The following is a 14,573-nucleotide window of genomic DNA, read 5'->3' as shown; positions in this document are numbered from 1 at the left end:
GAGGGGGCGCTGTAGTGGAGTACGTCTACTTCGCGTTCGCAGGCCTGCTGGTCGGCGGCATGATCGCCAGCCGGCAGCAGAAGCGCTCGATCTGGCTGACGGTGGCCCTCGGTGTGCTCGCCGGGGTGTTCCTGTGGGCGGGGCTGCGGGAGTCGACACCGTGAGCACGGCCAGGCCCTCCGTCGTGGTGCTCGACTACGGATCGGGCAACCTGCGCTCGGCCCAGCGGGCTCTGGACCGCGCGGGCGCGGCGGTGGAGGTGACCGCCGACTTCGACGCCGCCTGCGAGGCGGACGGCCTGGTGGTGCCCGGCGTCGGCGCCTACGAAGCCTGCATGCAGGGCCTGCGCGCGGTGCGGGGCGACCAGGTGATCGGCCGGCGGCTGGCCGGCGGCCGCCCGGTACTCGGCATCTGTGTCGGCATGCAGATCCTGTTCGAGCGCGGGGTCGAGCACGGCGTGGAGACCGAGGGGTGCGGCGAGTGGCCGGGCACGGTCGAACGGCTGAAGGCCCCGATCGTGCCGCACATGGGCTGGAACATCGTGGAGGTTCCGGACGAGTCGACGCTGTTCGCCGGGATCGCCGGCGAGCGGTTCTACTTCGTCCACTCCTACGCGGTGCGCGAGTGGGAGCTGCACGCCACCGGGAAGTTCCGGCAGCCGACCGTGACGTGGACGCCGTACGACGGTGACCGGTTCGTCTCGGCGGTGGAGAACGGCCCGCTCGCCGCAACGCAGTTCCACCCGGAGAAGTCCGGTGACGCCGGCGCCGCGCTGCTCGCCAACTGGATCGGCGCGCTGCGCTGAGGTTCGGGCCTGCCTCGGTCCGCTCGCGCTGACCTCGCCCGCCACGCGTCACCGGGCCGCCGGTAGCCTCGGCGCCCATGAGCCTCGCGTTGCTTCCCGCGGTCGATGTCGTCGACGGCCAGGCCGTCCAGTTGGTGCAGGGCCGGGCCGGTACGGGCGGCCAGTACGGCAGCCCGCTGGAGGCCGCCATGGCCTGGCAGCGCGCCGGTGCGCAGTGGGTGCACCTGGTCGACCTGGACGCGGCGTTCGGCCGGGGTGACAACCGCGCGGTGCTCGCCGACATCATCGGCCGGCTGGACGTGCAGGTGGAGCTGTCCGGCGGGCTGCGCGACGACGACGCGCTCTCCTGGGCGATGAGCACCGGCTGCACCCGGGTCAACCTCGGCACGGCGGCGCTGGAGAACCCGCAGTGGTGTGCCCGCGCCATCGCCGAGTACGGCGACCGGGTGGCGGTCGGGCTGGACGTACGCGGCCGCACCCTCGCCGCCCGCGGTTGGACCAGGGAGGGCGGCGACCTGTTCGAGACCCTCGCCAGGCTGGACGCCGAGGGCTGCGCGCGTTACGTCGTCACCGACGTCAACAAGGACGGCATGCTGCAGGGCCCGAACGTCGACCTGCTGCGCGACGTGTGCGCCGCGACGGACCGGCCGGTGGTCGCCTCCGGCGGGGTGTCCAGCCTGGACGACCTGCGCGCGATCGCGGCCCTCACCCCGCTGGGCGTGGAGGGCGCAATCGTCGGTACGGCGTTGTACGCGGGCGCGTTCACCCTGGAGGAAGCACTCGCCGCGGTCGGTTGACCGTGCGGGGTGAGGGACCCACGCCGCCAGGTGCTGGCGGTCGCGACTTCCGGACGGGCTGGGCCGGTGCGCGCGGACGTGCGGATAAGGTGTTGCGAAACCAGCCCGGGTGACCCGCTGGACCTGTCATCACCATGTCGACGGAGGGGAACAGTTGAGGCTCAGGGAGCGACTCGACGGGAAGCGGATGCTTCTCACCGGCGTCACCGGCTTCGTCGGCGAGGCACTGCTGCACCGCATCCTCCGCGACCTCCCCGGGACGCACGTGGTGGCGCTGGTCCGGCCGAAGGGTTCGCTCACCGGGCGGGCGCGGATGGAGCAGCTGCTCAACAAGCCGATTTTCGAGCAGGCCCGGTCCCGGTACGCCGGTGACACCGCCGCACTGCTCGACGCCCGGGTGAGTGTGCTCGAAGGCGACCTGTCCGACGTTCCGGAGTTGCCCGGCGATCTCGACGTGGTGATCCACTGCGCCGGCGACGTGTCGTTCGACCCGCCGATCCACCAGGCGTTCCAGACCAACGTGCTCGGCACCGAGATGCTGCTGCGCCGCATCCTCGACAGCGGCAGCCGGGCCCACTACCTTCACGTGTCCACGGCGTACGTCTCAGGCCGCCGCCGTGGCGCGATTCCGGAGGGGCCGGTCGACCACACCGCCGACTGGCGCACCGAGGCCCGCTGGGGCCAGGCCATGCGCGACCGGATCGAGGAGACCTCGCGGGCGCCCGGCGTCCTGTCCAAGCTGCGCCGGGAGGCCGAGCGGGAGCACCGCCGGGCCGGGCCGATCACCTCCGCCCAGGACACCGAGCGGCGCCGCAAGGAGTGGGTCGACACCAAGCTGGTCGAGGCCGGCGGGGAGCGGGCACGATCCCTCGGCTGGACCGACGTCTACACCTTCACCAAGGCCCTGGGCGAACGCGTCGTGGAGGAGATCGGCGCACCGCTGCCGGTCACGATCCTGCGGCCGAGCATCATCGAGAGCGCACTCGAGACTCCCCACCCGGGGTGGATCGAGGGCTTCAAGATGGCCGAGCCGCTGATCCTGGCCTACGGCCGGGGTGAGCTGCCGGAGTTCCCGGCGAGCCCGGACTCCCAGTGCGACATCGTGCCGGTCGACCACGTGGTCAACGCCACCCTGGCCGCGGCGGCGGAGCGGCCGGAGCCGGGCAGTCCGGCGTACTTCCAGGTGACGTCCGGCCTGCGCAACCCGCTCACGTTCGCGATGGTTTTCGAGCTCGTCCACGAGTACTTCGACGCGCACCCGTTCGACATGAGCGAACGCGGCGCGGTCCGCCTGCCCACGTGGCGGTTCCCCGGTGGCGAACAGGTCGAGCGCACCCTCGCGCTCGGCGAACGCGCACACAAGGCAGCCGACTTCCTCGTCACCCACGCACCGCGCGGCGAACGCGTCCGCAGGTTCGCCCGCGACCTGGACCAGCAGCGCCGCCGGCTGGACTTCCTGCGCCGCTACCACGACCTCTACCGCCCCTACCTCGAGACCGAGCTGGTCTTCACCGACGACCGGACCGTCGCGCTCTACAACGGCCTCGACCTGGAGGACCAGCGGGACTTCTCCTTCGACATCACGAGCTTCGACTGGCACCACTACTTCGTCGAGGTGCACTGCCCGGCGGTGACCGAGGCGATGCGCAAGTACGACGTGATCCGCCGCCGGCGCGGCCGCTCCACCCCCGCGGTGGCGCCGCAGCTGCCGGCCGGTGAGGACATCGTGGCGGCGTTCGACATGGACGGCACGCTGCTGTCGTCCAACGTCGTGGAGACCTACCTCTGGCTGCGGATGCCCGAGCTGGACCGGCAGGGGAAGGCCCGCGAGCTCGGCGCGCTGGTCCGCCGGCTGCCCGGCTTCCTGAACGCCGAACGCAAGGACCGCGGCCGGTTCCTGCGCTCGGTCTACCGCCGCTACGCCGGCGCCGACCTCGCCGAGCTGGAACACATCGTCGACGAGGTGCTGTCCCAGCACGTGCTCGAACGCGTGTCCGCGGCCGCCCTGCGCCGGGTGCGCGCGCACCAGGCGGCCGGCCACCGCACCGTGCTCATCACCGGTGCCATCCGTCCGCTGACCCGTCCGCTGGAGCCGCTGTTCGACGAGATCGTGGCGGCCGACCTGGCCGTCGACGACCGCGGCCGGTGCACCGGGTTCCTGTCCGGCCCGCCGCTGGTCGGCGAGGCGCGGGCGGCCTGGCTGAAGCGGTACGCCACCCAGCGCGACCTCGACCTGTCGAAGTCGTACGCCTACGCCGACAGCCACTCCGACCTGCCGATGCTGCGCGTGGTCGGCCGCCCGGTGGCGGTCAGCCCCGACGTCCACCTGTGGCGGGAGGCCCGCAAGGGCCGCTGGCCGGTGGAGGAGTGGAAGACCTCGAGTTCGGTGTCCCGACTGGCCCTGCCCGGCGCGACCTCCGGGAGCAGCTCATGATGCTGGCGTTGGAGATGTACCGCTCGCTGCCCCGCTACATCGCGGCCCGGGCGGTGGGTGGCCGCGTTCCGGGCATCCTCACCGGCCCGGCCGCGCCGGTGCGACTCGTCAACCGCGAGGAGCCGCGCACCGCGGCCGCCGGCTGGGCCCGGGTCAAGCCGATCCTGTCCGGCATCTGCGGCTCCGACCTCGGCGCGCTGTTCGGGCAGACCAGCCTGTACTTCTCCGCCCTGGTGTCGATGCCGTTCGTGCCCGGCCACGAGGTGGTCGGCGAGCTGGTCGACGACTGCGAGGACCTGCCCGCCGGAACCCGCGTCGTGCTCGATCCGGTGCTGGCCTGCGCGGCCCGCGGGGTCGAGCGCTGCCAGTCCTGTGCGAGCGGGCAGACCAACCGCTGCGACCGGGTCACCGTCGGGCACGTCTCGCCGGGCCTGCAGACCGGCTACTGCGCCGACACCGGCGGCGGCTGGGGCGGGCAGCTGGTCGCTCACCGCAGCCAGCTGCACGTCGTACCCGAAGGGCTGTCCGACGAGCGTGCCGTGCTGGTCGAGCCGCTGGCCTGCGCGGTGCACACCGCGATGCGGGCCCAGGTGCCCGACGGCGGGTCGGTGCTGGTGTCCGGCGCCGGCGCGGTCGGGTTGTTCGCGACGCTGGCGCTGCGCGAGCTGACTCCGGCCGGCCGGATCAGCGTGGTCGCCAAGCACGCCCGCCAGCGCGAGCTGGCCAGGGCGTTCGGTGCGACCGACGTGCTGGCGCCCGACGAGGTGCCGGCCCGGGTTCGGCGGGCGACCCAGGCGTTCCGGCTGTCCCCTGACCGCAGCGGTGAGTTCCTGCTCGGCGGTGTGGACGTCGCGATCGACGCCGTGGGCAGCAAGGACTCCCTCAGTACGACTCTCCGGGTCACCCGGGCCGGCGGCCGGGTGGTGCTGTCGGGCATGCCGGCGGCCGGAGCGGACCTGTCGCCGGTGTGGTTCCGGGAGCTGGAGGTCGTGGGCACCTACGCCACCCAGGGCCGTGAAGCCTTCGCCCGGGCATTCGACCTGGCCGCGAGTGCGCCGCTGGACGGCGTGGTCGGCGGCCGTTACCCCCTCTACCGTTGGCGGGAGGCGCTCGACCATGCCCACTCGGCCGGGCGGCTGGGGACCGTCAAGGTGGCGTTCGACCTAAGGAGCAGCAGGTGAGCCGACCAGGATTCGTACTCGAGGTCGACGACCGTACGCCACCCCTCATCGTCCACGAGGGCGAGGGGTTCCGGCTGGAGAAGTTCCCGCTCGGCACCCGGGTGGTCTACTCCCCGGAGTCGCTGCCGGCGTTGCGTGACGTCGACGGCGCGATCAGGCACGCCCTGGAGGAGCCGGAGAACTCCGAGCCGCTGCGGGCCCTGCTGCGGCCAGGCATGAAACTCACCATCGCCTTCGACGACGTGTCGCTGCCGCTGCCCCCGATGAAGCGCCCGGACATCCGGCAGCGCGTCATCGAGCAGGTGCTGACGATGGCCGCCGAGGCCGGTGTGGACGACGTACAGATCATCGCGGCGCTGGCCCTGCACCGGCGGATGACGCCGAGCGAGCTCCAGCACGCCCTCGGCGAGCGGGTCTACCGCTCGTTCGCGCCGGACGGACTGCTCTACAACCACGACGCCGAGGACCCCGACAACCTCGAGTTCATCGGCACCACCGACCAGGGCGAAGAGGTCGAGATCAACAAGCGGGCGGCGCAGTCCGACCTGCTGGTGTACGTCAACATCAACATCGTGCCGATGGACGGCGGGCACAAGTCGGTGCCGATCGGTCTGGCGTCCTACCGCTCGCTGCGCCACCACCACAACAGCCGCACCATGGTCCACTCGCGGTCGTTCATGGACCACAAGAAGTCGGCCATGCACCACTCCGCCTGGCGGATGGGCCGGCTGCTGAAGGACCACCTGAAGATCTTCACCATCGAGACCACGCTCAACAACGACGTGTTCCCCGCGCCGTACGAGTTCCTGAACAAGCGCGAGTGGGAGTGGAACGTCCGCGACCAGGCCACCATGCTGGCCGCCAAGCGCGGGTTGGCAGTGGCCCCGTCGAAGCTGAAGCGGAAGATCTTCCAGGGCATTCAGGCGCCCTACGGCATCACCGGCGTGCACGCGGGCGAGACCGAGGCGGTGCACGAGAAGACTCTCGAGAACGTCTACCGCCAGCAGGCGGTGGAGGTGCAGGGCCAGTCCGACGTCCTCATCATGGGCGTGCCCTACCTCTGCCCGTACAACGTCAACGCCGTGATGAACCCCATCCTCGCCACCTGCATGGGGCTGGGCTACTTCTTCAACTCCTACCGCAACAAGCCGGTGGTCCGGCCGGGCGGCGCGGTCATCCTCTACCACCCGGTGCCGTACGAGTTCAGCCAGCTGCACCACCCGAGCTACGTCGACTTCTTCGAGGAGGTGCTGGCGGAGTCGACCGACCCGGCGACCATCGAGCAGCGCTTCGAGAAGCAGTACGCCACCGACCCGTGGTACATCCACCTCTACCGCACGTCGTACGCCTACCACGGCGTGCACCCGTTCTACATGTGGTACTGGGCGGCGCACGCGATGGACCACGTGGGCGACGTCGTGTGGGTGGGTGCGGACCGCCGCGCGGTGGAGCGGATGGGCTTCCGGGCCGCGTCCACACTTGCCGACGCGCTGGAGATGGTGAGCGGCACGGTCGGGCGTTCGCCGTCGATCACCTACACCCACAACCCGCCGCACCTGATCTCGGACGTGCGGTGAGCCTGACATGAGCGAGAAGAACCCCGTGCGCTTCGTCAGGGAGACCGCGCAGGACGTGCGGACGGTGGCGCGTGGCTGGCGGTGGGGCCGGCGGCCGCTGGTGCCGTTGTCGGCCCAGCCCTTCCAGCCGCCCAAGCAGCCCTCGGTGTTCCCGACGGCCTGGGCTCGTACGCCAACCGCCAACGCCGTGCGCGACGTCGTGCAGAGGTTCGGGTTGCACCCGTTGCTGAACTCCACCATCACGCCGCAGACGGCCGGGCTGGACGTCCTCACCACCCTGAAGCCGCCGGTGCTGTTCGTGGCCAACCACACCTCGCACCTGGACACCCCGCTGATCCTGTGCTCGCTGCCGGACGAGTGGCGCCGCCGCACCGCCGTGGCGGCCGCCGCCGACTACTTCTTCGACACCTGGTGGCGCGCCAGCGGCTCGGCGATGGTGTTCAACACCTTCCCGATCGAACGCCGCGGCGGCACCCTGTCGACCACGCCGGGGGACCTGCTCGACCAGGGCTGGAACGTCGTGGTGTTCCCCGAGGGGACGCGTTCGGTGGACGGCTGGGCCGGCAGGTTCCGCCTGGGTGCGTCCTGGCTGGCCGTCGAGCACGGCGTACCCGTCGTCCCGATCGGGATCCGCGGCTCCTACGCCGCGATGCCGCGCGGGCGCGGCTGGCCCCGTCCGGGCCGGCTGCCGGTGCGGGTACGGTTCGGTGCGCCGATCTGGCCGGCGGAGGGCGAGGCGCCGCGCACGTTCGCGCCCCGCATCTCAGCGGCCGTGGCGCAGCTGCTGGACGAGGACGCGACCACCTGGTGGGACGCCACCCGGCGGGCCGCACGGGGAGAGACGCCCGACCCGTCCGGGCCGCAGGTCGCGTCGTGGCGGCGAATCTGGGCTCAGACCGCTCCGCCCGCCGAGGGCAGCAAGCGCGGCGCGTGGCGCTAGCGTACGAAGGAAGCAACCGGACCAACCGGCTGAGGGAGGATCCATGGGCTCGGCACCGAACCCCTACGAGGCGCTGCCGAAGGCGGCGGAGTTCACCCTGACCAGCAACGACATCGCCGACGGTCAGACGATGGCGACGCCGCATCTGTCCGGGATCTTCGGTGCGGGCGGGTCCGACACCTCACCGCACCTTGCCTGGTCGGGCTTCCCCGAGGAGACCCGCAGCTTCGCCGTGACCGTCTACGACCCGGACGCGCCGACGGCGAGCGGCTTTTGGCACTGGGCCGTCTACAACCTCCCGGTGACCACGACCGAGTTGCCCACCGGCGCCGGTGACCCGGACGGTGCCAAGCTGCCGGACGGCGCGGTCACCCTCACCAACGACGGCGGCGTACGCCAGTACCTCGGTGCCGCCCCGCCGGCCGGGCACGGTCCGCACCGGTACTTCTTCGTGGTGCACGCCCTCGACGTGGACTCCCTCGACCTGCCCGAAGGTGCGAGCCCGGCGCTGCTCGGCTTCAACCTGTTCGGGCACACCGTCGGCCGGGCGATGCTCGTCCCGACCTTCGAGGCATGACCACCAGCAGCAGTCTCGCGGTCCGGGTCATCCCGTGTCTTGACGTCGACGCCGGCCGGGTGGTGAAGGGCGTCAACTTCGCCGACCTCCGCGACGCCGGCGACCCGGTGGAGATGGCCAAGGTCTACGACGCCGAGGGCGCGGACGAGCTCACCTTCCTCGACGTCTCCGCCTCCGCGCAGGGCCGGGAGACCACCCAGGACGTCGTACGCCGTACCGCCGAACAGGTGTTCATCCCGTTGACCGTAGGCGGGGGAGTCCGGTCGGTGGAGGACGTCGACCGGTTGCTGCGGGCCGGCGCGGACAAGGTCGGGGTCAACACCGCGGCGATCGCCCGGCCGGACCTCGTGGCCGAGATCGCCCACCGGTTCGGTTCGCAGGTGCTGGTGCTGTCGGTGGACGCGCGCCGGGCCGAGGGGATGCCGTCCGGGTTCGAGGTGACCACGCACGGCGGGCGCCGCGGTGCCGGACTGGACGCGGTGGAGTGGGCGCGGCGCGGAGCCGAGCTGGGGGCGGGGGAGATCCTGCTCAACTCCATGGACGCCGACGGTACGAAGGCGGGCTACGACGTGGAGATGATCGCCGCCGTGCGCAAGGTCGTGGACATCCCGCTGGTCGCCAGCGGCGGTGCGGGCAAGCTGTCGGACTTCCCGCCGGCGATCGACGCGGGTGCCGACGCCGTACTGGCGGCGAGCGTCTTCCACTTCGGCGACCTGCGGATCGGCGACGTCAAGGAGACCTTGCGTCAGGCCGGTCACGTCGTCCGCTGAGCCGAGGCCAGGCCGGACTCGTTCGGCGGGGTGGGAAGGGTTATGGGTGCTATGGGCCCCCAGGTCTTCCCACCTTCGCGATTCCGCGCCCCGCCTGATCGGCCGGACTCGTCAGCTGAACGGCGTCGCCGGCCGCGGAAGGAGTCGCCCGTCGACGTACAGATCGACGAACTCGTTGTAGAACGCCACGTGGCCCGCGATCCTGACGCTCTCCAGCGCGGGGTGCTGGTACCACCAGGCGAGGTTCTCGTGCCGGTCGTCCTCGACCACGACCGTGTAGTAGCTCGCGGTTCCCTTGTAGGGGCACTGTGTGTGATGGTCGCTGGGCTCCAGCAGGTCCAGCCGGACGTCGGTCTTGGGGAAGTAGTAACGAGGCGGAAGGCCGGTCTCGTACAGGATGCGCGACCGGGTGCTCTCGGCCACGGTCACCCCGCCGACCTCGACGCGTACGTGCCGGGAACTCGCGAGCACGTCCACGCGCTTGAACGGGTCGCGCGGATGGACGTAGACCTCCTCGTCCTCCTCGAACCACGCGTCCATCGCGGTCCAGTCCAGCCGGACGGTGTCCCTGAGTTCGGCGACTGGGGAGTCGCGGTACCACCTGGCGGCGCCTGGTGCCTCGCGCTCGCCCACGACGACTGTGTGGATCTCGGCGTCACCCAGGCCAGGGGAGTGGTCGTGCTCGCCGGTCGTGCGGAAGGTGTCGGTGCGCACATCGCGGGCGGGCAGGAAGTACGTCGGGTAGTTCGGCTTCTCCCACACCAGCAGGGCGTGCTCGGTGTCGGCTACCGGGTGGCCGCCGAGGACCACCCGCACCCGCTTCGGGCTGGGTTCCACCCGGATCCGGGCCGCCCGGTCACGGTCGGCACGGTCGGCACGGCGGGCACGGCTGTCGCGGCTGTCGGTGCTCATGGCAGCTCCCTTGCTCGGATGGTTCCGGCGCAAAACCCGAGGCGGTAACCTCCGGCCATGACCCACCCCATGGAGTCCACGGTGGCCGAGGCGCTGGCCGCCGTCGACCTGCCCGCCGACGCAGCGGTGGAGGCGGCCGGCGGCGCGACCGGTGAGACGTGGAAGGTGTGGTACGACGGTACGCCGTACGCCCTGCGCTGCGCGGCGCCCGGGTCGGGCATCCCGGCCCAGCTCGCGGCGATGCGGGCCGCCGGCTCGGCCGGACTCCCCGTGCCGGAGGTGGTGCGGCACGCCGGTAACGATCGGTTGGAGGTCCTGCTGCTCAGCTGGCTTCCGGGGCGGACCGTCGCGGACGTGCTCCGGGCCGGGCTCGGGTCGGCCCGTCGCCTGGGTGAGCTGATGGGGGCCGCACACCGTGAGTTGCACCGCGTCCCGGCACCGGCGGAGGTGGCGGCCGCGGTCGACGCCCGGGCCGCGGCACCGGCCGGCCTTGACCGGACGGCCGGTGCGCTGCTGCACCTGGACTGGCATCCGCTGAACGTCCTGGTCGACGGGGACGAGGTGAGCGGCATCGTGGACTGGGTCAACGCCCGTCGCGGTCACCCGCTCCTGGATATCGCCCGTACGTACGCACTCCTGACCGTCGATCCCGCCCTGGCCGTTTTGCCGGCATCCGAGCGAAACCTGCTGGGTGAACTCGCCGACGGATGGGCCGCGGGCTACGGTCCGGAGGCGACCTCCATCCCGGCCGACTGCCTGCGCTGGGCCGGGCAGATGATGCTGGCCGACCTGGCCCGGAGGTACGCCCACGGCCCGGACGCGCTCGAACCGTTGCGCCGTCGGACCGGCCGGTGGGCCGACCAGGCTGGGACGGGCGCCGGGACCACCGACCGGGCGACCGATCTGGCCGGTGATCGATCCGCCGGCTGAAGGACTCCTCCGCGGAGGAATCGCTGCCCACTCAGGACGACGGTCCGGGCCGCGGCTGCTCGCCGGCGAGTTCGGCCGCCGCGGCCTGGGCCAGTGCCCGGGACAGGCTGGGCACCGCGGCTAGCAACCCTTGTGTGTAAGGGTGTTGGGGTCGGGTGAGCACCTGCTCCGCCGGTCCCAGCTCGACCAGCTCGCCCGCGTGCAGGACGGCAACGGTGTCGCAGACCCGGCGTACCACCGACAGGTCGTGCGACACGAACACCAGTGTCAGTCCGAACGAGTCCGCGAGTGACGCGAGCAGGTCCAGCACCTGGCCGCGGACCGAGGCGTCCAGGGCGCTGACCGGTTCGTCGGCCACCAGCACCTTCGGGGCGGGCGCCAGCGCGCGGGCGAGGGAGATCCGCTGCCGCTGCCCGCCGGAGAACTGGTGCGGGTAGCGGTCCGCTGCGTCGGCGGGCAGGCCGACGGCGGCGAGCAGGTCGCGTACGCGGGGCAGGTGCGTACGCCAGGCCCGGCCGCGCAGCGCGACCAGCGGCTCGGCGACGATCTCCCCGACCCGCATGCGGGGGTCGAGCGAACCCGTCGGGTCCTGGAAGACCAGTTGCAGGTCCTCGCGTACGAACCGCAGCCGGCGTTCGGGCTGTCCGTCGACCCGCTGCCCGGCGAAGCGGACGGTGCCGGCGCTCGGCTTGTCGAGCCCGGCCAGCAGGCGTACCAGCGTCGACTTGCCCGAGCCGGACTCCCCGACGATGCCGAACCGCTGCCCGGCGGCGATGTCGAAGCTCACGTCCCGCAGCGCCTCCACCGACGGCGGCGTACGCAGTGACGTACGGGCCCGGCGGTAGGTACGGGACACTCCGGACACCGACACCATCGGCGGCGACCCGGACTGCCCGGCGGACTCCCCGGCGGACTGTCCGGCGGACTGTCCGGGGTGCTGTCCGGCGGGCTCCGGACGCCGCGGCGGTGCGGATCCGCCGAGGTCGGCGGCGCCGACCAGGGCACGTGTGTACGGGTGGCGCGGCCGGTCGAACACCTCCGCGACCGGGCCGGTCTCCACGAGTTCGCCGTCCCGCATCACCAGCACGCGGCTGCACACGGTGGCCACCACGGCCAGGTCGTGGGTGACGAACAGCAGCCCGGTGCCGCGGGTCGCGGTGCCGGCCACGATCAGGTCCAGAACCTGCGCCTGCACGGTGACGTCCAGGGCGCTGGTGGGTTCGTCGCACAACAGCACGGCGGGATCGTTGGCGAGCGCGATCGCCAGCACCACCCGCTGGCGCTGGCCGCCCGACAGCTGGTGTGGGTACGCCCGGGCGGCCTCGCCGGGGTCGGGCAGGCGTACGGCGGAGAGGAGTTCCACGGCCCGGGCCGCCGCCCCCGGCCGGCCGAGCTCGGGTCGGTGGATGCGGAGCACCTCGGCTACCTGGTCGCCGACGCGCCGAACGGGGTTCAGCGCCGACATGGGCTCCTGGAACACCATGCCCATCGCCTTGCCGCGCAGCCGCGACATCGCGCGGTCGTCGCGGTCCAGCAGGTTCCCACGCGTACCGGCCAGCGCAACCTCGCCCTGCGCGCGCAACCCCTCGGGCAGCAGGCCCATCACGGCCAGACTGGTCAGCGACTTCCCCGAACCGGACTCGCCCACCAGGCCGACGCGTTCGCCAGGCGCGATCGTGAAGCTGACGTCGCGCACGAGGGAACGACCGGTGGTGCCGATCCGCAGCCCGGTCACTGTCAACGCCGGCTTGTCAGGCCTGCCCGATCCCTCCGGCGACCCCGCCGGCACACTCCGCGCGTCGGTTGTCATCGGGCGGCCGACCGGGGGTCGTAGCGGTCGCGGAGACCGTCGCCGGCGAGGTTGAAGCCGAGTACGGCGAGCATGATGGCAAGGCCCGGCCACAACGCCAGCAGCGGGTGCACGAACAGCAACTCCTGCGACTCCTGCAGCATCCGCCCCCACGAGGGCGTCGGCGGTGCCGTGCCGAAGCCGAGGAACGACAGCCCGGCCTCGGCGAGCACGGCGATCGCGAACGACACCGAACCCTGCACGATGACCAGCCCGGCGACGTTCGGGAACACGTGCCGCACCGCGATGCCGGGTCCGCGGCGACCGGCCGCCCGGGCGGCGAGGACGTACTCCCGGGCCAGCACCGACAGCGTGCCTGCCCGCACGATCCGGACGTACGCGGGTACGGTCGCCAGACCGATCGCCACCATCGCGGTGAGCGTGCCGGCCCCGAACACCGCACCGAACATGATGGCCAGCAGAAGTGCGGGAAAGGCCATCGCCAGGTCGGTCGCGCGGGCGAGCAGGCCGCCGACCAGGCCGCGGGACATCCCGGCACAGATGCCGAGCGGCGTACCCAGCACGGCGGCCACCCCGACCGCGACGACGCCGACGAACAACGTCGTCCGCGCACCCACCATCAGCCGGCTGGCGATGTCCCGGCCGAACTTGTCGGTGCCCAGCCAGTACGTGCCGTCCGGTCCGAGCAACCGGTGCGCGGCATCCACCCGGCCTGGGTCGTGCGGGGTCCACAGGAACGACACCAGCGCCACTGCGACGACCAGCGCGACGAGGATTCCGCCCGCCAGCAAGGACGGATTGACACCGTGGCCACGCCGGTCGACGGCCCCTTCCCGCCGGTCGACAGCGACTCCGCGCCGGTCCTCAGCGGTGGTCGCGGGCGTTTTCGTCATGCTGCCCTCCGCAGCCGCGGGTCCAGCGCGGTGTACAGCACGTCGACGACGTAGTTGACCACCAGCACCGCGACGACCAGCACCATGACCACGCCCTGGACCAGCAGCAGGTCGCGGTTGGCCACGCCGTCCAGCAGCAGGCTGCCGAGGCCCGGGATGACGAACACGCGTTCCACCACGATCGCCCCGACCAGCAGCGTGGCCAGCTGCAGCCCGAGGACCGTGCTCACCGGAACGGCGGCGTTGCGCAGGCCGTGCCGCACCAGCGCCCGGCCCAGGGTGAGCCCCTTCGCGCGGGCCGTGCGCAGATAGTCCTCGCGCAACACGTCGAGCACGGCCGTGCGTACGTAGCGGGCGAGGATCGCCGCCTGCGCCAGGCCGAGTGCACCGGCCGGCAGGACGAGTTGCCGGGCGAACTGCCCGGGGTCCTGCGCCGGTGGAGTCCAGCCGCCCGCCGGCAGCCAGCCCAGGCGGACGGAGAAGATCGCGACGGCCAGCACCCCGCTCAGGAACGCCGGCACCGCGATGCCGAGCTGGCTCAGCGCCGACAGAGCCAGTCCCCGCAGCCGCCGGTGGTGGACGGCCATCACGGTGCCGACGGGTACGGCCACCAGCACGGCGACCACCATCGCGGCGCCGACCAGCCACAGGGTCACCAGCAACCGGTCGAGCACCTGCGGGCCGATCGGTGTCCGGGTGACGTAGGAGACCCCGAAGTCGCCGACGAACAACCCGCGCGCCCAGTCGGCGTACTGCACGGCCAGCGGCCGGTCGGTGCCGAACTCCCGCCGCAGCTCCGCGACGGCCCTCGGTGTGGCGTTGACGCCGAGCGCCACCCGCGCGGGGTCGCCGGGCAGCACCGCCATGAACGCGAACACCACCACGCTGGCGGCCGCGACGCTGCCTGCGAACACCCCGGTGCGGGTCAGGAGGCGGAACAGCACGGC

14 protein-coding genes are annotated in these 14,573 nt (G+C 72.2%); 10 read left to right on the top strand and 4 right to left on the bottom strand.

All coding sequences use genetic code 11. The features are described 5' to 3' along the window. Positions 1 to 14 precede the first annotated feature (14 nt). The 9 genes from BLU27_RS29310 (at position 15) to hisF (ending at position 9,081) form a co-directional block, all read left to right on the top strand. Positions 15 to 164 (top strand): hypothetical protein, encoded by a 150-nt coding sequence (locus BLU27_RS29310; protein ID WP_157728774.1) that lies wholly within the window; start codon positions 15 to 17, stop codon positions 162 to 164. Further along, positions 161 to 805, top strand: coding sequence for an imidazole glycerol phosphate synthase subunit HisH (hisH, locus tag BLU27_RS23550; RefSeq protein ID WP_092655825.1), 645 nt, complete (start codon positions 161 to 163; stop codon positions 803 to 805). The genes BLU27_RS29310 and hisH overlap by 4 nt, the downstream gene beginning before the upstream one ends. Before the next feature lie 77 nt (positions 806 to 882). Next, complete coding sequence (gene priA, locus BLU27_RS23545; protein ID WP_092655824.1) at positions 883 to 1,602, top strand: bifunctional 1-(5-phosphoribosyl)-5-((5-phosphoribosylamino)methylideneamino)imidazole-4-carboxamide isomerase/phosphoribosylanthranilate isomerase PriA; 720 nt, start codon at positions 883 to 885, stop codon at positions 1,600 to 1,602. A 154-nt stretch (positions 1,603 to 1,756) separates the two neighbouring features. Next, the gene (locus tag BLU27_RS23540) at positions 1,757 to 4,036 is read left to right on the top strand and encodes an HAD-IB family hydrolase (protein WP_092655823.1); all 2,280 of its coding nucleotides are present in this window, start codon (positions 1,757 to 1,759) and stop codon (positions 4,034 to 4,036) included. Continuing rightward, entirely contained in the window at positions 4,033 to 5,217 is a 1,185-nt protein-coding gene (locus tag BLU27_RS23535) for a zinc-dependent alcohol dehydrogenase (RefSeq protein WP_092658144.1), read from the top strand. The genes BLU27_RS23540 and BLU27_RS23535 overlap by 4 nt, the downstream gene beginning before the upstream one ends. Next, positions 5,214 to 6,794 carry an NPN-dependent hydroxyacid isomerase, LarAH14/15/16 family gene (gene larAH, locus BLU27_RS23530; RefSeq protein ID WP_092655822.1) on the top strand — a complete coding sequence of 527 codons (1,581 nt, stop codon included), beginning with the start codon at positions 5,214 to 5,216 and terminating at the stop codon, positions 6,792 to 6,794. The genes BLU27_RS23535 and larAH overlap by 4 nt, the downstream gene beginning before the upstream one ends. A 7-nt stretch (positions 6,795 to 6,801) precedes the next feature. Next, positions 6,802 to 7,734, top strand: coding sequence for a lysophospholipid acyltransferase family protein (locus BLU27_RS23525; protein ID WP_092655821.1), 933 nt, complete (start codon positions 6,802 to 6,804; stop codon positions 7,732 to 7,734). 43 nt (positions 7,735 to 7,777) lie between these two features. Beyond that, a complete protein-coding gene (locus tag BLU27_RS23520) occupies positions 7,778 to 8,311 on the top strand; it encodes a YbhB/YbcL family Raf kinase inhibitor-like protein (RefSeq protein ID WP_092655820.1) in 534 nt (177 codons plus the stop codon). Continuing rightward, on the top strand, positions 8,308 to 9,081 hold the full coding sequence (gene hisF / locus BLU27_RS23515) for an imidazole glycerol phosphate synthase subunit HisF (RefSeq protein ID WP_092655819.1): 774 nt from the start codon (positions 8,308 to 8,310) through the stop codon (positions 9,079 to 9,081). The genes BLU27_RS23520 and hisF overlap by 4 nt, the downstream gene beginning before the upstream one ends. Positions 9,082 to 9,192: 111 nt before the next feature. Here the strand turns inward: hisF and BLU27_RS23510 are convergent, their stop codons facing one another. Beyond that, entirely contained in the window at positions 9,193 to 9,993 is an 801-nt protein-coding gene (locus BLU27_RS23510) for a DUF427 domain-containing protein (protein ID WP_092655818.1), read from the bottom strand. Positions 9,994 to 10,050: 57 nt separating this feature from the next. Between BLU27_RS23510 and BLU27_RS23505 the strand changes: the two genes are divergently transcribed. Next, positions 10,051 to 10,923 (top strand): phosphotransferase enzyme family protein, encoded by an 873-nt coding sequence (locus BLU27_RS23505; protein ID WP_092655817.1) that lies wholly within the window; start codon positions 10,051 to 10,053, stop codon positions 10,921 to 10,923. Positions 10,924 to 10,954: 31 nt separating this feature from the next. Here BLU27_RS23505 and BLU27_RS23500 read toward each other — a convergent pair whose 3' ends face one another. From BLU27_RS23500 to BLU27_RS23490, 3 genes are read right to left on the bottom strand one after another with little or no spacing between them, the layout of a single operon-like run. Then, the gene (locus BLU27_RS23500; RefSeq protein ID WP_092655816.1) at positions 10,955 to 12,733 is read right to left on the bottom strand and encodes a dipeptide ABC transporter ATP-binding protein; all 1,779 of its coding nucleotides are present in this window, start codon (positions 12,731 to 12,733) and stop codon (positions 10,955 to 10,957) included. Continuing rightward, complete coding sequence (locus BLU27_RS23495; protein WP_092655815.1) at positions 12,730 to 13,626, bottom strand: ABC transporter permease; 897 nt, start codon at positions 13,624 to 13,626, stop codon at positions 12,730 to 12,732. The genes BLU27_RS23500 and BLU27_RS23495 overlap by 4 nt, the downstream gene beginning before the upstream one ends. After that, positions 13,623 to 14,570 carry an ABC transporter permease gene (locus BLU27_RS23490; RefSeq protein ID WP_092655814.1) on the bottom strand — a complete coding sequence of 316 codons (948 nt, stop codon included), beginning with the start codon at positions 14,568 to 14,570 and terminating at the stop codon, positions 13,623 to 13,625. Before BLU27_RS23490 ends, BLU27_RS23495 begins: the two co-directional genes overlap by 4 nt. Positions 14,571 to 14,573: the final 3 nt, after the last annotated feature.

The organism is Actinopolymorpha singaporensis, assembly GCF_900104745.1.
Taxonomy (GTDB): Bacteria; Actinomycetota; Actinomycetes; order Propionibacteriales; family Actinopolymorphaceae; genus Actinopolymorpha; species Actinopolymorpha singaporensis.
Note: the sequence above shows the minus strand (reverse complement) of the source record. Positions and strands in the feature narration are given on the sequence as shown.

Bases quoted from the DNA above. Each gene is read 5' to 3' on its own strand.
- BLU27_RS23525 (WP_092655821.1), top strand. From the start codon at position 6,802: ATGAGCGAGAAGAACCCCGTGCGCTTCGTCAGGGAGACCGCGCAGGAC.
- BLU27_RS23505 (WP_092655817.1), top strand. From the start codon at position 10,051: ATGACCCACCCCATGGAGTCCACGGTGGCCGAGGCGCTGGCCGCCGTC.
- BLU27_RS23510 (WP_092655818.1), bottom strand. From the start codon at position 9,993: ATGAGCACCGACAGCCGCGACAGCCGTGCCCGCCGTGCCGACCGTGCC.
- BLU27_RS23520 (WP_092655820.1), top strand. From the start codon at position 7,778: ATGGGCTCGGCACCGAACCCCTACGAGGCGCTGCCGAAGGCGGCGGAG.
- hisF (WP_092655819.1), top strand. From the start codon at position 8,308: ATGACCACCAGCAGCAGTCTCGCGGTCCGGGTCATCCCGTGTCTTGAC.
- BLU27_RS23535 (WP_092658144.1), top strand. From the start codon at position 4,033: ATGATGCTGGCGTTGGAGATGTACCGCTCGCTGCCCCGCTACATCGCG.
- priA (WP_092655824.1), top strand. From the start codon at position 883: ATGAGCCTCGCGTTGCTTCCCGCGGTCGATGTCGTCGACGGCCAGGCC.
- BLU27_RS23495 (WP_092655815.1), bottom strand. From the start codon at position 13,626: ATGACGAAAACGCCCGCGACCACCGCTGAGGACCGGCGCGGAGTCGCT.
- BLU27_RS23500 (WP_092655816.1), bottom strand. From the start codon at position 12,733: ATGACAACCGACGCGCGGAGTGTGCCGGCGGGGTCGCCGGAGGGATCG.